The organism is Methanococcoides seepicolus (assembly GCF_023684405.1).
Lineage (GTDB): Archaea > Halobacteriota > Methanosarcinia > Methanosarcinales > Methanosarcinaceae > Methanococcoides > Methanococcoides seepicolus.
On record NZ_JAGSOI010000064.1, the window covers coordinates 1 to 15,145 of the forward strand.

At 35.3% G+C, this 15,145-nt stretch carries 16 protein-coding genes and 1 pseudogene; 3 read left to right on the forward strand and 14 right to left on the reverse strand.

Going from position 1 to position 15,145, the window contains the following annotated elements; translation table 11 throughout:
• Positions 1 to 145, forward strand: a pseudogene (locus tag KDK67_RS11925) (IS1 family transposase); the annotation flags it as partial.
• 362 nt (positions 146 to 507) lie between these two features.
• On the opposite strand, the gene KDK67_RS11930 reads toward KDK67_RS11925, so the two are convergent.
• From KDK67_RS11930 to KDK67_RS11990, 13 genes are all read right to left on the reverse strand, one after another.
• Positions 508 to 990, reverse strand: coding sequence for a hypothetical protein (locus tag KDK67_RS11930; RefSeq protein ID WP_250869017.1), 483 nt, complete (start codon positions 988 to 990; stop codon positions 508 to 510).
• Positions 991 to 1,752 carry a hypothetical protein gene (locus KDK67_RS11935; RefSeq protein ID WP_250869018.1) on the reverse strand — a complete coding sequence of 254 codons (762 nt, stop codon included), beginning with the start codon at positions 1,750 to 1,752 and terminating at the stop codon, positions 991 to 993.
• Between the two features lie 17 nt (positions 1,753 to 1,769).
• On the reverse strand, positions 1,770 to 2,309 hold the full coding sequence (locus KDK67_RS11940) for a hypothetical protein (RefSeq protein ID WP_250869019.1): 540 nt from the start codon (positions 2,307 to 2,309) through the stop codon (positions 1,770 to 1,772).
• Between the two features lie 459 nt (positions 2,310 to 2,768).
• Positions 2,769 to 3,395, reverse strand: coding sequence for a hypothetical protein (locus KDK67_RS11945; protein ID WP_250869020.1), 627 nt, complete (start codon positions 3,393 to 3,395; stop codon positions 2,769 to 2,771).
• A 75-nt stretch (positions 3,396 to 3,470) separates the two neighbouring features.
• Positions 3,471 to 3,722, reverse strand: coding sequence for a hypothetical protein (locus KDK67_RS11950; protein ID WP_250869021.1), 252 nt, complete (start codon positions 3,720 to 3,722; stop codon positions 3,471 to 3,473).
• Positions 3,723 to 3,762: 40 nt separating this feature from the next.
• Positions 3,763 to 4,092 carry a HEAT repeat domain-containing protein gene (locus KDK67_RS11955; protein WP_250869022.1) on the reverse strand — a complete coding sequence of 110 codons (330 nt, stop codon included), beginning with the start codon at positions 4,090 to 4,092 and terminating at the stop codon, positions 3,763 to 3,765.
• Between the two features lie 201 nt (positions 4,093 to 4,293).
• A complete protein-coding gene (locus KDK67_RS11960) occupies positions 4,294 to 5,385 on the reverse strand; it encodes an outer membrane lipoprotein-sorting protein (RefSeq protein WP_250869023.1) in 1,092 nt (363 codons plus the stop codon).
• A 633-nt stretch (positions 5,386 to 6,018) separates the two neighbouring features.
• Entirely contained in the window at positions 6,019 to 6,312 is a 294-nt protein-coding gene (locus tag KDK67_RS11965) for a PLDc N-terminal domain-containing protein (protein ID WP_250869024.1), read from the reverse strand.
• Positions 6,313 to 6,428: 116 nt separating this feature from the next.
• Positions 6,429 to 6,860 (reverse strand): hypothetical protein, encoded by a 432-nt coding sequence (locus KDK67_RS11970; protein WP_250869025.1) that lies wholly within the window; start codon positions 6,858 to 6,860, stop codon positions 6,429 to 6,431.
• 73 nt (positions 6,861 to 6,933) lie between these two features.
• Positions 6,934 to 7,302 (reverse strand): hypothetical protein, encoded by a 369-nt coding sequence (locus KDK67_RS11975; protein ID WP_250869026.1) that lies wholly within the window; start codon positions 7,300 to 7,302, stop codon positions 6,934 to 6,936.
• 778 nt (positions 7,303 to 8,080) lie between these two features.
• Positions 8,081 to 8,641, reverse strand: coding sequence for a hypothetical protein (locus KDK67_RS11980; RefSeq protein ID WP_250869027.1), 561 nt, complete (start codon positions 8,639 to 8,641; stop codon positions 8,081 to 8,083).
• Positions 8,642 to 8,773: 132 nt separating this feature from the next.
• Positions 8,774 to 9,277 carry a hypothetical protein gene (locus KDK67_RS11985; RefSeq protein ID WP_250869028.1) on the reverse strand — a complete coding sequence of 168 codons (504 nt, stop codon included), beginning with the start codon at positions 9,275 to 9,277 and terminating at the stop codon, positions 8,774 to 8,776.
• A gap of 276 nt (positions 9,278 to 9,553) precedes the next feature.
• On the reverse strand, positions 9,554 to 11,086 hold the full coding sequence (locus KDK67_RS11990; RefSeq protein ID WP_250869029.1) for a hypothetical protein: 1,533 nt from the start codon (positions 11,084 to 11,086) through the stop codon (positions 9,554 to 9,556).
• Positions 11,087 to 11,314: 228 nt separating this feature from the next.
• Here KDK67_RS11990 and KDK67_RS11995 point away from each other — a divergent pair, with 228 nt between their 5' ends.
• Positions 11,315 to 12,598: a serpin family protein gene (locus KDK67_RS11995; RefSeq protein ID WP_250869030.1), complete on the forward strand. Its 1,284-nt coding sequence runs from the start codon at positions 11,315 to 11,317 to the stop codon at positions 12,596 to 12,598.
• A 267-nt stretch (positions 12,599 to 12,865) separates the two neighbouring features.
• Entirely contained in the window at positions 12,866 to 13,009 is a 144-nt protein-coding gene (locus KDK67_RS12000) for a hypothetical protein (RefSeq protein ID WP_250869031.1), read from the forward strand.
• Positions 13,010 to 13,668: 659 nt separating this feature from the next.
• On the opposite strand, the gene KDK67_RS12005 is transcribed toward KDK67_RS12000, so the two are convergent.
• Positions 13,669 to 14,424, reverse strand: a complete 756-nt coding sequence (locus tag KDK67_RS12005) for a two-component system regulatory protein YycI (RefSeq protein ID WP_250869032.1) — start codon at positions 14,422 to 14,424, stop codon at positions 13,669 to 13,671.
• Positions 14,425 to 15,145 lie beyond the last annotated feature (721 nt).

Genomic DNA, 15,145 nt, shown 5'->3' on the forward strand with positions numbered 1-15,145 from the left:
TGAAGGATATAACAGCATAATTAGGCACTTTCTGGCAAGATTGAGAAGAAAGTCAAAGTGTTATACTAAGAGTCTTGAAATGCTGAAGTACTCTGTTCTTCTTTTGATGAAGTACAGAAATAAAGAGTTAGCTATGTTTAGTTAACAATGCCAAAAATACATCTGATATAGTTCAGTTGAACATTTGAATCAGGTCAGAGCGGTTGATGTCATGCAGGTATTGGTGGACTTGTGAACTCGATTAAACTGGCTAAAGACAGTTAAAACATTATAATAAATAAAAACGATATCATTCGATGGTGTTATGTTTTCCTGACAAATGCATTCTGTGGTATTATCGGAATACAAGAAATCCCTTCGACACTGGTGTAGGGGTAAAAGTATGAGAAACATATAGTCAAAGGGGAAAATTGCATGGCTTGACCATAAAGTACTCGATTTGACTATAAACTCAAAAAACTACTAGCAGATAAAACATACAATTGTTCGAGAAGAGGCGACAATATTTTAGTCTATGTGACTGAGAATTTCCATAAGCTGTAGTATAAAGATAAGCAACGCAATTACCAAATATGGCTTTTTTCGGAATGCGATTAAGAATCCTATTAATGAATGGCCAAGCGAATATTTCCAAATTTCATCAATAATATCAAATATATATGACCATTCAAAATATCTGCCAAGATGTTCGAATCGGAAATGAAGAATTGTACCGAGGGGTTCGGCATAAAAGAACATAAGTGGGAATACCAAAAGTCCCAATATTGCAGAAGATAGTTTGTTTCCAGTGTAGAAGGCATAGCAAGCCAATGCGACAAGTGGTCCAAAAAGTATGATGGGTAGAGCATATGGATCTAATATTACCCCTACTAATGCAAGTATGAATGGCAATCCCAAGATGACGAATATGGAATACTTGGGATTCTTGATAGCTTCTTTAACCTTTTCCAAATATTCTGCTTTTTCATTTACAGATAGTTCTATTTTCATTTATGTAGATTCTCCAATTATCATATTGTAATGTCTGATATACAAGATACCCAGGATAGGCATCAATAGGAAAAATCCCATATATGATATGTTAAAGAATATTTTAACCCAGAAAAATTTAATCATATTCTCAGCGATTAATCCCAGACCCATTTGAACTACCTGTAGAATTACTGGGATAATAGCACAAAGCAATGGCAACAAAACAATTAACTTCATCTCTCTTGTAATTTTCCTCATATCATAGTCTACCGAAGGCAGTAAGTAAATAAACAGGCTGATGGGAAGAATGACAACATATAATATGATTTGAGGTAATGTGTTATACGGAAATCCCATATAGAATATTTCATGAGTTATAGGATATATTGAAATTTCCACGAGTCTCTGAAGTGGAAGCAGCAAGGTATAAATCAACGAATCATGGGGAAATGTAGCTGTCACAATATGAGTATGTCCAATGATAACTATTATAGTTTGAAACATACCAATAATTAGCAAAGGTACATAGTACAAAACCTTTTTAATATCTCTCCTGTTCTTTACAATATTCTGCCCAATGGCTGCTATCGGTACTAAAAATAGGATAAATAATCCCAGTGTCATTACCAATGCATATATCTTTAGATCAGACTGGCTTTTTGTCACTATCATTCCAAATATTGTCAAGATAATAACAGCTGCCCAGATATGAGCTATAAAGAAAAGCAGGGCATCTAACGGCATTTTCTTTCTAACTTTTAAGATGAGATCATTGATCAAACGTTATTCCCCCTGATTCATTTTTGAGATCTTCGTAACACGAGACCCACACATGCAAAAACAAGTACCAATCCAATGCTTCCAATAAACGGAGTTGTATTATCGGATTCTGTCGTTGATACAATCTCACTTTTGTTGGATTTTGCCATTGATTCAAGTTCACTTATTATTTCGTCTCTATCGGCAGTAGGATGCTTCCCAGGTTCACCAATCGTTACTTTGAATCTGTTATCAGCTACGTTTATGTCCTGAAGCATCAGTATTACCGATTCACCAGTGTAAAATCGAGGTTCATTGGCGTTGGAATACATAGAACCTCTTTCCGTAATTACCTCTATTTCATTCGATGGAAGCGGTCCCATTAACCATTCATCCACGTTTATTGTTACTACTGAGTATTTGAGATGTTCCTGGATATTGGTCACATTCCCAACAGCGATTCGGTCAGAATCATTGATCTGATATGAGATCATGCCTGCTTCTGGAATAAATGATGCATGTGCATTTGTTGCAGCAATCAAAAGTAAAAGAATCGTGAGAACGAAGATTTTTTGCATTTTTAGCACCTAAACAGTACATATAAGTTTATCCTAATATAAAAATTTCTGATGAATTTAATGCAATTCCATTACTTTGTGCTCAATAAGCACGTTTTCAGGCAAAGATGAACTACCCCACTTGATTATAATGGGAGGAAGTAGAATTTCAAAAAATTGTTTCGAATATTCGCTTTGACTGAAATAGAGGCATTTTTAGTCAAAGTGCGTATCATGGGGTTTGCCCATAAATTCCATCTGACTACAAACTTTTTAATTTGACTATAAAGTGGCCTACTTGACAATAAAGTTAAATTATCGACACCATACGAGACATAGAATTTTCTGAAAATAATAACTTTGATTAACTTGTTCAGAAGCAGAACCTAATTTCCATGTTTGAAATCAATTGTAAAAAATTGTAGGTTTCGATATTTTGACCATAAATGGCTCTGTAGAAATTCTCACTTGGATAATATTTCATATTACATTAACTGTGAGTGATACATCTTTTGTTATTCTTTCATTGGATAGTACCTCTATATTCAGAATATATTCACCTGAAGGCAAGTCTGGACTTGTTTTTATAGTAACATGTGAGATGTAATCCGCAAAATTTTTGGATATAAACTTGGAAGGTTCTATATTGACGCTTAAACCTGCTGGCATTGGTAATTTTTCTTCATCAGGCATTGGTAATGCATTGCTTTTACCTGTTATTCTGTAGATATTGTAGGAAATCTCTCTTATTCCCAGCCCTCCTGTATGGTAAGTACAGTAAGTTTCTTCAATTTGTCCAGTTTCTAATGTTATAGAGTCATTATGAAGAGTTACATGTGGCTGGTAAAATCCTGACGCTCCTGGCACCGTTTCTTCACCTTCCACTAAAACTCTTATCCAATCATTACCTCTGGTTCTACTTTCGCCTTCAAAATTCGCTTGCAGATATAAAGTGTACTCAGTTCCAGCACCACGGAAAGTGAGTTCTGGAGTTGTATTGATTGTAATTTTTGAAGTATAGTTATTACGAGGTTGTGCAATATATCTGGAAGGTTCTATACTGATATTTAAGCCATCTGGCATCCCTATCTCTTCTGTTTCATACACCTTTTTTACTCGATATATCTTATAACTGACTTCTGCAGGCCCACCATTTCTGGAATAAAACGTATAATTGGTATCCTATATCTCCCCAGGCTTTAGACGAATGAAATTTGTATGGAATCCTCCAATCGGAACTGTAATTAATTCTGTTGTTGAAGCTAATTCTTCATGGAATTCCATATATGACGTGTTATTTTGAGTTATCTTGGGCTCTTCTGTCTGCAATGTGTCTTCTGAAGGTAAATTTAATACAAATATTATACTTGCACATAAAAATACAATTCCTATTATCGTGGAAGTTCCAATTCTCAAAATATCTTTTCTTAGCATGATATCACTCCAACAATAGATATAAATTTACATAACTATATTATTTCTGGTTATACTGATACAATTCAATTAGAGGTTGTACTGCTCTTTCATTTCCTATTTTTCCAAGAGCAGATGCTGAATTTTCCAGAATTTTAGGATTTTCGTCATTTAGTGCTTGGATTAGAGAATCTACTGCAGGATCTCCAATTTCAACAAGGGTTTTCACAGCATCTAGTCTAATAAACACATCCTGGTGACCCATATTCTGTATCAATGATTCCATCATTATTTCATCTATAACAGTTTCATCAGAACTAACACATGTAGAAACTGTGCCGAATATCAGAAGAATAGCTGATACAAAAATACATATAATTTTTACATTCATAGTTAAAAATATGTGCAATATTATTAAAAATAATTGGTATGTTTTGTGATTAAAACCGAAATTACCAATTCATCCTGACATTTATGGATAAAACTGAAAGACCTTGCTTTATTTCCTAGCATAGATCTCGCTTCATTCTCCAACCTATAACGCTGATTAGTCGTGAAAAATAAAAAAAGTAGGAATCAAAGATGGGGTCCTTCATTCCATTGATTCAGCTATTTTGATGAGTTCATCTGAGCCCACTGGACCGTTTATTATCATTTTGGTATTTCCTTTGTTCCATGAAAGGGATGCATAATCGTCACCAAGTGGCGAAGAAACAAGCTGGCCTTCATACCCATTGATATCCACGATCTTACCCCCATTTTCCATTATTGTAGGAGATTCTTCCTCATAGAAAATTTCTCTGATGTGGAGGGATTCGAAATCTTTTGAATAGGTTATGGAAACAATTTCCTGTATTTCGCCAGAAAATTGGGTATTATTATTAACTGTTGCATCTTCAAATTCATAACCTTCAGGAATATAGGAAGGGACCAACACATCATATTCAGACAACTCCTGTGCTTCTTCAAGAGTTACTTCCTCGGGAATTAGGTCCTCAAGGCTATCAAAAGTGACCACTTCCGCCCCTTCGGGAATCTCAAACTCAAATTCCGAATCAGGAATACCTGTATTGACTTCAAAATCCCTGTATTCTGTAACAATCATGAGATTGCCTTCATCATCATACATTTCGAACTTGAGAGGCATCCATGTTTCTTTGTCAATCCACGTTTTCATATCAACAACTAAGCCAGACGTTGAATTGTCATTTGGTTTTATGGATATTACATAACTGTCTCTGCCGTCAACGGTATCTATGGCATCTAGCGTTAAATCGTTCTCATCCAGGAGATCCTGCATCATACCTGTATAATCCATCTGGCTGGCATCAAAATCTCCCATGGAGCCCAGATTCATCACCATCACAGAATTCTGATCGGGATTATATGTCCACATTGTTTTTCCGTTGGAAACCATAACCATGCCTTCACCCTGTTCGGCTTGTATTATAGTGGTTTTCGTCTTATCGGGCATCTTTTGGGACATTGAAGTAATTGATGTGATTTCCTGCTCACCCAAATACGTCGTCATGTACATAGTGGCGGAATAGTCCTCAATGTTTGCCTGCTTTTGCTTATATTCCTCAGCAATCTGTGCGGCTGTGAGTTCTTCACCAATACATCCTGCGGAAAAGAGCAGGAGTGATGTTATCAGTAAAATAAGTGTTAATTTTTGTGTATTCATAGTTCCACTCCATAAGTTATGGAATAAAACCATCGTCAGGTATAAAAATTTAACCATTTTGTAAAAAATATACGGAGTACTACTAATTTTTCATGGGCTGTAAATATATTCCCATTCTTCTTCGGTAAGACTTAGGAAATTTCCAGTTGTATTAGGTATGTTGACCGATGTCCGAACCCAGGACAGAAAACAATATCTCTCACCCATACGATACGTTCGATTCATTTATTTTCGACACTTCGCTTTTTTACAAATGAATCCATTGAACCAATTAATATCACAGATATCAATGTAAGGTATAGCAACAATGAACTGAAATTATCATAGAACCATAGTTGATAAGCATTATATAGTGCCAGTATGAGTGGTATTATACGATATATTTTTCTAAATCGTTTCATGATGAATTTCCCCAATGTTACTTATTGACGTTTCTAAATAATATTAGAATAACAGCTATTAAAACAATTATTGCCAACGCATAAAGGATACTACCAATGATCTGTCCTGTAAGCAAATACTCCATGAAATGGTATAAAATTGCAATAAGCAATAACAGCAATCCAAATAATGCACTTACATAATTGTGATAAAGATGTCTTGCGATATTTTGTATTAAATCCTGAACTTCCTTCAGCATACTTGTCCCTCATCCCTAACATGTGATCTGACTAGATAGTAATACAGCACTGCACCTATGAAATTCAGAAAAATTAGAACAAGCGACCAGATCAGTTTATCATTATCCCCCTTGCTGGGAAAATCATTAATGTTCCTCTGAAGGCAGTCACATAACATGAAGATCCAGAAAACAATAGCTATTGCGATAATTCCCCATAATAGTTGACCTATGTGATATGTAAAAACAAGTATGGCAAAGAATACCATAAGTCTGACAATTGTCCATTTTGATTTTATTTTGCTCACGCTTATACCCCCATATTGTTAGCTTAATACATCTTTATCTCGTATTCAGTTCTAGTTAGTCTCTCATTGCAGAATATGACCACATTTGTTGTTCCGTAAATGGAATGCTTCTGAGTTCAATCGATAAATCCTCGTATAAAAAATACTACCCAGAACAGAAAACAGCATATCGCAAGAATATTGTACTGTATTTCTTTTATTGATGCAAAATAGCCTTCCAAGCCACCGAGGATGGCCAGAATTCCAAAAAAAGCAAGAGCATCTATTCTAGTAAAGTCTCTTGATATAATTGAGCTCAAATAGATATAGAGAAAAAGTCCGACTACAGGTACTACTCCAATTGTAATGGATCCGATTTTATCCCTTGTGATCAATCCATACATGATGGGAGCGATCGGTAAAAGAAACATGCTGAAAAACACAACGGGAAATGTCAATAAGTCACCAATTGTTGTGCGCAATGCGTGCTCTAGATGGTTTATTCCAGTTGTAATAACAACGATCACTGCAGATATGATAATTGGGATAATTGATTTTTTTATGTTCATTTATTACCCTTCACAATGCTTGAAAACCCCACCAGATTCTCCAATAATCCACGTTTGTAAAATCAATAACATTTCAATCCTGCTTATCTGTTTTCAGATTATATGTGGCAAATGCACTGAATGATCCAATGACCGAATAGAAAATGATCAAAATCATTATGAAACCAATAAATATGCTGGTAGCTGCCGACTCATGTCCTAACACAATCATACCTTCAGGGGTAAACAGAAATATTATGGCCCAGCCAATTACATTGTATATAAATATTGAAATAGCTGCATATTTGATGGGATTTTTGTCTGTTATTTTACCAACGATTATGCCTACAAGTATTGCACCAACAATCCCCCCATATATTGTATTAATATCTAAAAGACTAAAAGTGCTGAATAGTATAATCCCAAATATTATTCCTGTTAACAATACTTTTCCAGATTTCATTGCATCATTTCCCCAAAATTAAAAATACTGGTGTTGAAACACCAGCAATAGTTTTTCTAGTTCAGTTATTACGTCAATATTTGCTAAATCCATACAATAACTTTACGATGTGCCATTTATCATAAGTAGGTCACATTATACATATTTTCTGGCCACATCGTCAAACTGTTTTTTTGAATTGAGCAGTTTTCATAATTAAACGATAAATTAAAAATAAAATGACTAACAGGATAACTGCTTCTATCAAGACCACTAAAGTGATTGCTGTTACAGTCAATACTGCAAACTTGGATAAATTAATTGAATTTAATACAAAAAAACAAGAAGTATAATAATTGATACTTCTTAAATTATTGTTTTTATTGATTTTGTATTCATTGCATTGCCATCCACTTTCGTTTATGGTTATTTGTATTGCTTTCATTAGTGACATGCCCAATTCACTAAGCGGGCTTTTGATTACAGAGCAGACCTACAAGCCGATTATAGTAACCTGTTAAAAGCAGAGATTAGAATAATTCTCCTTACTGAAGTCCCAATTTAACAATAGTCCAGTAGGTAAGAAACCCGTAAAGAAAAGATCCCACAAGTGATATTTCGATTAGCAGATTGTCATGAACTACATGTTTAGCCACAACTCCAGGGAGTACGATTATAGCAATAACCGTAAAAATTGGAATTACAAGTCTTAATGTTTTTTGTCTTTCCATGTTACTACCAAAGAATACAATTTATTACCATTCTCAAAAATTCTCAATTAGCATTTTCAAGGATTATCTTAATTGACCGAGTAAAACAATTTTGCTACTTCTTCACTGGGTATAAGATATCCATTTACCTCATCTAACTTAGGATTTGATGGATCTACGCCGTATTTACTGATGTAATCGGTTTCTGCCTTCTCAATAATACTAATCATTTCAGCTTCAGTAATTATGATGTCATAATCCTTGCCAAGTTCCATCCCTTCGGGGGGTTTGCCGTCTTCTGTAACAAGCACTTGGTAGTCACTTGAAAGTATGGTCCCTTCAAGGAAATTGGGTAATTCATTATTGGCGAATTTTATATCATTTTCTGTAATGTTATATTTTCTATACATATCCTGTAATTCTTCGGAGGTATAATTTGTGTCTAATGTGTATTCTCCACTAGCAGCTGCCATTTCATCCTGACTATCATAATTCATTCCAATAATTACAATTCCAACGCCACACATTAAAATCAGAATAATTACAATTACAGTTAGATTTTTTCTTTGCATATTTGAAAATATGTGTAATATTATTAAAAATAATTGGTATGTTTCGTTGATTAAAAATGGAAGTTCTCCACACATCATGATGTGTTTTAACTTTAAGAACTATCTACTGTGCAGCGAGCTAACCTGTAGATCTTCATCCGCTCCCACTTCACAATAATGCATCTCTTCTTTATGTGAAATTAGATTGTCTGAAATGCTTTTGAGGAGATTTCATGCAGTCGAAAAAACAACCTGATAGTATGCATCTCCCACTTTAATCACATGGGAGCCCTTTGAATCAAGGAATTCAATAGTTTGCATCCATTCATCAGGATCAGCTTTCACATAACTCAGAGTCGCAATCGCTTCTTTAAGTGAAGGATATTCGTTCAGCTCTTCTTCCGTCACAACAACAAACTCCTCGGGAATTGTCTCTAATAAATCAGCATCTATCGTTGTGGAATTCATGTGGCTGTACGCACTCCATACAAAGAAACCAGCAGATATCAGAAGTAGCGCCATGAAGGATATGATGAATGCCTTTGCCACAAAAACACTCGACCTATTCTTGCAAACAAGTATCCCAGTACCAAATAGTACCCAGTAGACAAGCAGCATCAAATAGATAGACTCAGGTGGATGTATACCTCTGAGAATGTACCCGCTCAAAAAAAATGTGAGAAGACCTATGCAAAAGAACATAATCCACTTGCTTCTTATACTGAATTTTTTCATACTTATCTATCCTCATATCACAAAAATATATCATCTTGATGTGCTTGAACTACCACACCCATAAACAGCATTAAGACAGAAAATCATCTATTAGAGTAAGCCCCCTATGAATGATCCAATAATCATACCAACGGCTGTGACTAAAGCGAATTTCCATTTAATTTCATTGAACATGAAATATGTAACTGGTAGAGCAAGAATGAATCTTATTGCTCCCCAGATCAGTGGGTGTAGATGTGTTCCAGGCATGATATCATCCGATTGATGTTGTTTAAATCATATCGTCTCCAGAAGCTCCTCCAAACTTACAGTTTCACTCCACCCTATCGCTTTTCCATCATCAGTCAAACCGAATTTGCCCTGCATGCCTCCTGTAACTACAAAATGTTCAAAACCAACATCACGAGTAGCGGCATAGGTGTCTTCTCTTAGGTAAAGCAACACTTTTTCATCAATTTTGAAAGAAGGTTCATAATCAACAGACATGCAGATATACCCATCATTCCCACCTATTGTCCTAACAATAACTTCTTTTTCTGAGAATGGATTTTTGAGATATTGGTCCACATTTACCACAATGTCAGTGTATATCAGATCATTGTGATCTAAATCTTCGATCACATCGGTTGGCCTCTTACCATCAGGAGTATTCCATTTGCTTGGCAAGATTTCTTTAATATTACCCATCAGAATGACATCAGACTCATTGCTCAGGTCTTCATGACTCATGTATGGAAGGCAACCACTAACTTCAATGGTTATGCCTTCAAACACATCATTGGTCGGTTCGGTTGTTTTGAGGGATTGAACATTCTCTTTTACAACCTCTATAGTAATGTTATTAGATTCCAGAGTGCCTATCCAGTAAGGTTTTGTAATTGATTCACCTCTTGAAGTGTGATATACAACATTGAGTATGTACGTTCCATTATTCAAGTTCCAGCACTTTGAATCAAATGTAGCATTAAGAGATTGTCCAGGACTAAGTTCAACAAGGTTCTCGTTAGTCAGCGTTGTTCTTGAAATTACCCCACATCCATAGGGAACCTGGGTACCATTGGAATCATAGAAATATACGTCATAACTAATTTGTTCGTACATTCCCCAGACATTGATCGTGTTTTCTCCAACGTTTGTCAATGTTAAGTGAATAGGGAATGTTTCGTTATCGAGCACCATTGTTTTTTCAGGCATGACTGTGAAATTCAATTCTCCGATTTGGAATCCAGGTCTCAACTCCACCAAGACACTTTCCAGAGAACTAATCTTATTTCTGAGATAAGCATCCCTACTTGCATCTGAACTGTAGATGACATGAACGACTTTTCCATCATATCTTTTATTTGTCTGTTCTATGGAATAATACTCAGATCCTGTATCAATGTGACCCAGAACAACATCATTTGCCACTGTAAATAGAGCAGAACTATCTGATATTCCAACAACTTTTCCCTTATAACTCTTGATATGTGGAAACATCTCTGGATTTTTAAATACGCTATCTTCATGAAGTTCCACATCAAAATCTTTTCCCAATAATTTCATTTTCACGGTGCCGTTAGCAGCGGATTTCTTAAAGTTTTCAGGATTTGCAATTGCAATTTCGTAATGACTTCGCATCCAGGAGAATCTCTCAATTGTTTTTATGTCATAATCGATTTTCTCAAAGATCATGTTTTCATCTGATATCTCGGTTGTTTTCGTAACATAATCTCCATATATGTATCCCACAGTCACTAGAGCTGCAAGAATCAATACGATCACTCCGAATTTCCCAGCAGTTTTCAAATCAAACACTCCCCCACTCATTGAATAATGTACATAATACTATTAAAACAATTTACTACATATAATTATTTTTTGCATTGAGTATATGTTATAATCTAAATAATAAAATTAAAAGAGTTCTTTTTTTGGAGATTTCATGATCCCAACCTATTGATTTGCACTAAATTGGCTATAAAAATACTAAATATATTTTTCAATCAAAATCATAAAACTAAAAAGTATTAAATACTGATACTTATTCTATAAACTATGGATAAAAGTAAAATTATTTTGCTAATTTTATTAAGTATACTTGCATTGCTTTGTGTGGGATGTATTGAAAATTCAACTATAAGTGCAAAGACTACAATAAATGCAGAGTCGGTTGAAGATTATGATATTTCAACTGCAAACAATGCTTTTGCTTTTGACATGTATTCAATGATTAAAAATGAAGATGAAAATGTCTTCTTTTCACCATACAGCATATTCACTGCAATGGCTATTTGTTATGATGGTGCTGAAGGCTCCACAAAGGAACAGATGTCAAATGTGTTTTACTATCCTCTCAGTAAACCCGTTCTTGAAGGGAGTTCAAAAGAGATGATAGGCATTATCAATTCTGGCAGTGAATATTACAGTCTTGAAACTGCAAATGCTCTCTGGGTGCGGAATAGTTATCCGTTGAATGAGCAGTTTGTGAGCAACTCAAAAACCTATTATGGTGGAAAAGTAACAAATGTCGATTTTAGAAATGAACCTGAAAAATCCAAGGACATCATCAATGAATGGGTTGCATCAAAGACCAATGACAAAATCAAGGACCTAATTTCAGATGATATGATTGAGCCCGACTCGACAGTCATGATCATTACAAACGCAGTTTACTTTAAAGGAAAGTGGCTCAATGAATTTGACGTGGGGAATACGCAAAAGGAGCCATTCTATAATTCATCTTCAAACAAAGAAGAAACTCTTGTAGACATGATGTATACAGAGGAGTATTTTAGTTACGGTGAAAGCGAAGATGCAAAAATCATTGAACTGCCCTACAAAGGCAATGATCTAAGTATGTACATTGTCCTTCCCAATGAGAACAACATTGCAGATTTTGAAAGCAGATTTACCCACTCTGAGTATGGCAAACTTAAATCCACTCTGGAATCAAGCAATGATGTACGAATCTGGTTACCAAAGTTCACATTTACAACAAATTCAGAATTAGTAGATCCATTAAAAAATATGGGTATAATTGATGCCTTTGACAGGGAAAATGCCGACTTCTCTGGCATCTTTGACATCCAAAGGGTGCCACCTGGCTACGTATTAAAAATAGATGAAGTAGTCCATCAGGCATTTATCGATGTGAATGAAGAAGGTACTGAGGCAACAGCAGCAACGGCCATTGAAGCAACTGACGATGCACCGATGCCTGGGCAGATAATGGAATTCAAGGCCGATCATCCTTTCATGTTCTTCATCGAAGATCAGAGAACTGGATGCATCCTCTTCATGGGAAAAGTTGAAGATCCTGAATATGAGAAAATGTCATAATGGCATTTTCTCCAATATCTTTCTCGCTTCCTTCGTATTCGGTTCAAAATCTCATTCCTTCACTCGTTGACCTAAAATTCGCGTGGTTGACCGAAAAATACCCTATTTATTGGTCAAATCGACTAAAAAGTAGTGTAGATATACATGATAGGTATTTGATTACTGACAAGGAAGTATGGCAGTTTGGTCCATCTTTAAAAGATGATGGAAAAAAAGCCTGTACTATTAATCAATTAAAGGATGAAGCTGGAAGTGCAATAAGACGGAATGGAATGGGGGGGTCAGAATCTGGTAAAGATCTTCCAGACCGAGATAGCATTTGATGATGTTCTTTATGTTGATTGGGATGAGTTCAATGATTCTGGAGGACAAAAGGAGCTGAAGGATGTCAGTTTCGAATATGTATGGTAGCATTCGGATCTTTCAACTGGAATATAAAAGATGTAGGTCTCTTTCTGATCTTATTGCTGATCAGCAAGTCTGTTCATTCCAACGAATCTGAAAACCATGACTCCAAATAAAGTGGTTATAATGAGAAAAAGAATTCTTTCTGCAATCGAAAATGGTGCAAAGCTCGTTAAGAACGTACTGGTTACTAAAGTGTTGTGAATTATTGTGAATATGCCCAAAGCAAAGTAAGATAATATTATAGTCCCAAATATAGAAGATTCTATTTTCATGTATTGTACTCTCATCAATAACTTCATAACTTCATGCATATTAGTATCCAATTAATAAATTTAACACGTCAGTGAACAGTCGATAAATTTTGATTGATATGATATAAACGTTTCGATATTTCCCGCTTTGTCCGAAAAATAGGGTCTTTATCGGACAACAACATGAATTTTCGGTCAAAATCAGTATTATTCGGTCAAGCTAAAAAATGTGACAAGAATTGCTCCATATTTTCAGCCGTAGCTATTAGGAAAGACGACGAATGTGCATGAAGTAGTGCTTGTTGAATGATGGAAATAATATTTACAGAAATAAACATCTTTGATTACAGCTTGCTTAGAGATTTGTGGATTATCCAGCAATATTACTTCACCGTCTTTATAGAAAAAGGGTTATTCGGCAACCCCTTTTACAACTTTTGTCACATTGTAGCCATAGCTGTCTACTCCTCTGAAGATCCAGACAGGTTCATAGAATTCTTGTTCATCTCCAGCACCATTTGAGAAATACCCTAACTCAATGTTGTTTATTTCGATTGATCCACCATATCCAGCTTCTTGTACAATCGTTTCTCCGCGATTTAGTTTCCCTATAGCTTTATCACCACTTATCACTTCGACATTGCCAACTTGCTCCAACTTTCTCCAATATTTTGCATAATATATCACTTCACCATCGTCCCCAAGCGAAACAGTTATAGAATCACCAGGACCAACCACTGGCATACCGTTTATATGTCGATCATAGCTTACTTCAACAAACAATGGGTATTCTCCAACCACGACTCCTTCTCCTGAACTTGTATCTCGCTCCTGCATGGTAATCGTTTCAATATTCGAAATAGAAGCATCTTCAGGGAAACTTCCTTTGTCTCGAAGATATTGATCTGCAATTGCTACTGCTTCCTTTTCAGATGGAAGGGATTCTCGTACTTTCATTAATCCCGATTTTTGCTCATTTTCATTTTCCTCACTGACTACTTTGTAGTATGGAACACTGCTTGATGTTTCGGGTATCTGAGCCTTAATAGTAATATCATCCGACATTCCAAGCACTCCAGTGACTGAATTATTCATGTTTGAAACTGCTACTGTTGCTATTATGGCAACTATTAACAACAATATTGGTAAAAGATATTTTAACTTCATTTAAAGTCCCCATAGCACTCCATCATATACTCCCATACAAATCATATTACCTTTAAGTATTTATAATTTATTTTGAAATGAGGGATGGACGAGAAATATGGTATTTTTCGGTCAAAATTATGAATTATCGGTCATCGACACGAATTATCGGTCAAATCGATTTTTCGGACAAAGCGTATAATATAGGGCTTGCCCATAAAGTCCCCTACATTGTGGTCAAATAACTCACTTTATAGTTAAGTAGCCTACTTTGTAGTCAAACCACGTGCCAACAAACCATTTCCTATTCTCGAATGAACAAAAATCATAAATTTGATTGTAATATTTGAGATTAAGACTTCATTGATGTGTCACAACTAAAAAATGATAAACCAACGAATTTTTTGAAATGGGAGTTCTTTTCAAATAAAAATAAACGAACAAAATAGGAACAAGATTATGCATGTGCATACTCTTGATTTTCCTGTTGGACTTGTTGCAGATAGAGTACGTTTATCTCAGAACCCAAGAAATCAGTTATTTTGAACCGTTTCTCCTGCACAAATACGCAACTAAAAACACCGCGATTACCAATATTATAGTCAAACACCCAACATTTTGGACTTCTGTTTTTCACTAAGAAACTTTTCAATCCATCTCTTTGCAAAGCTAATTTTTGATGAGCACTCCATAAATTTCTCATGTATTAAATCCCGCATATGATCAATATCGATAATGAACT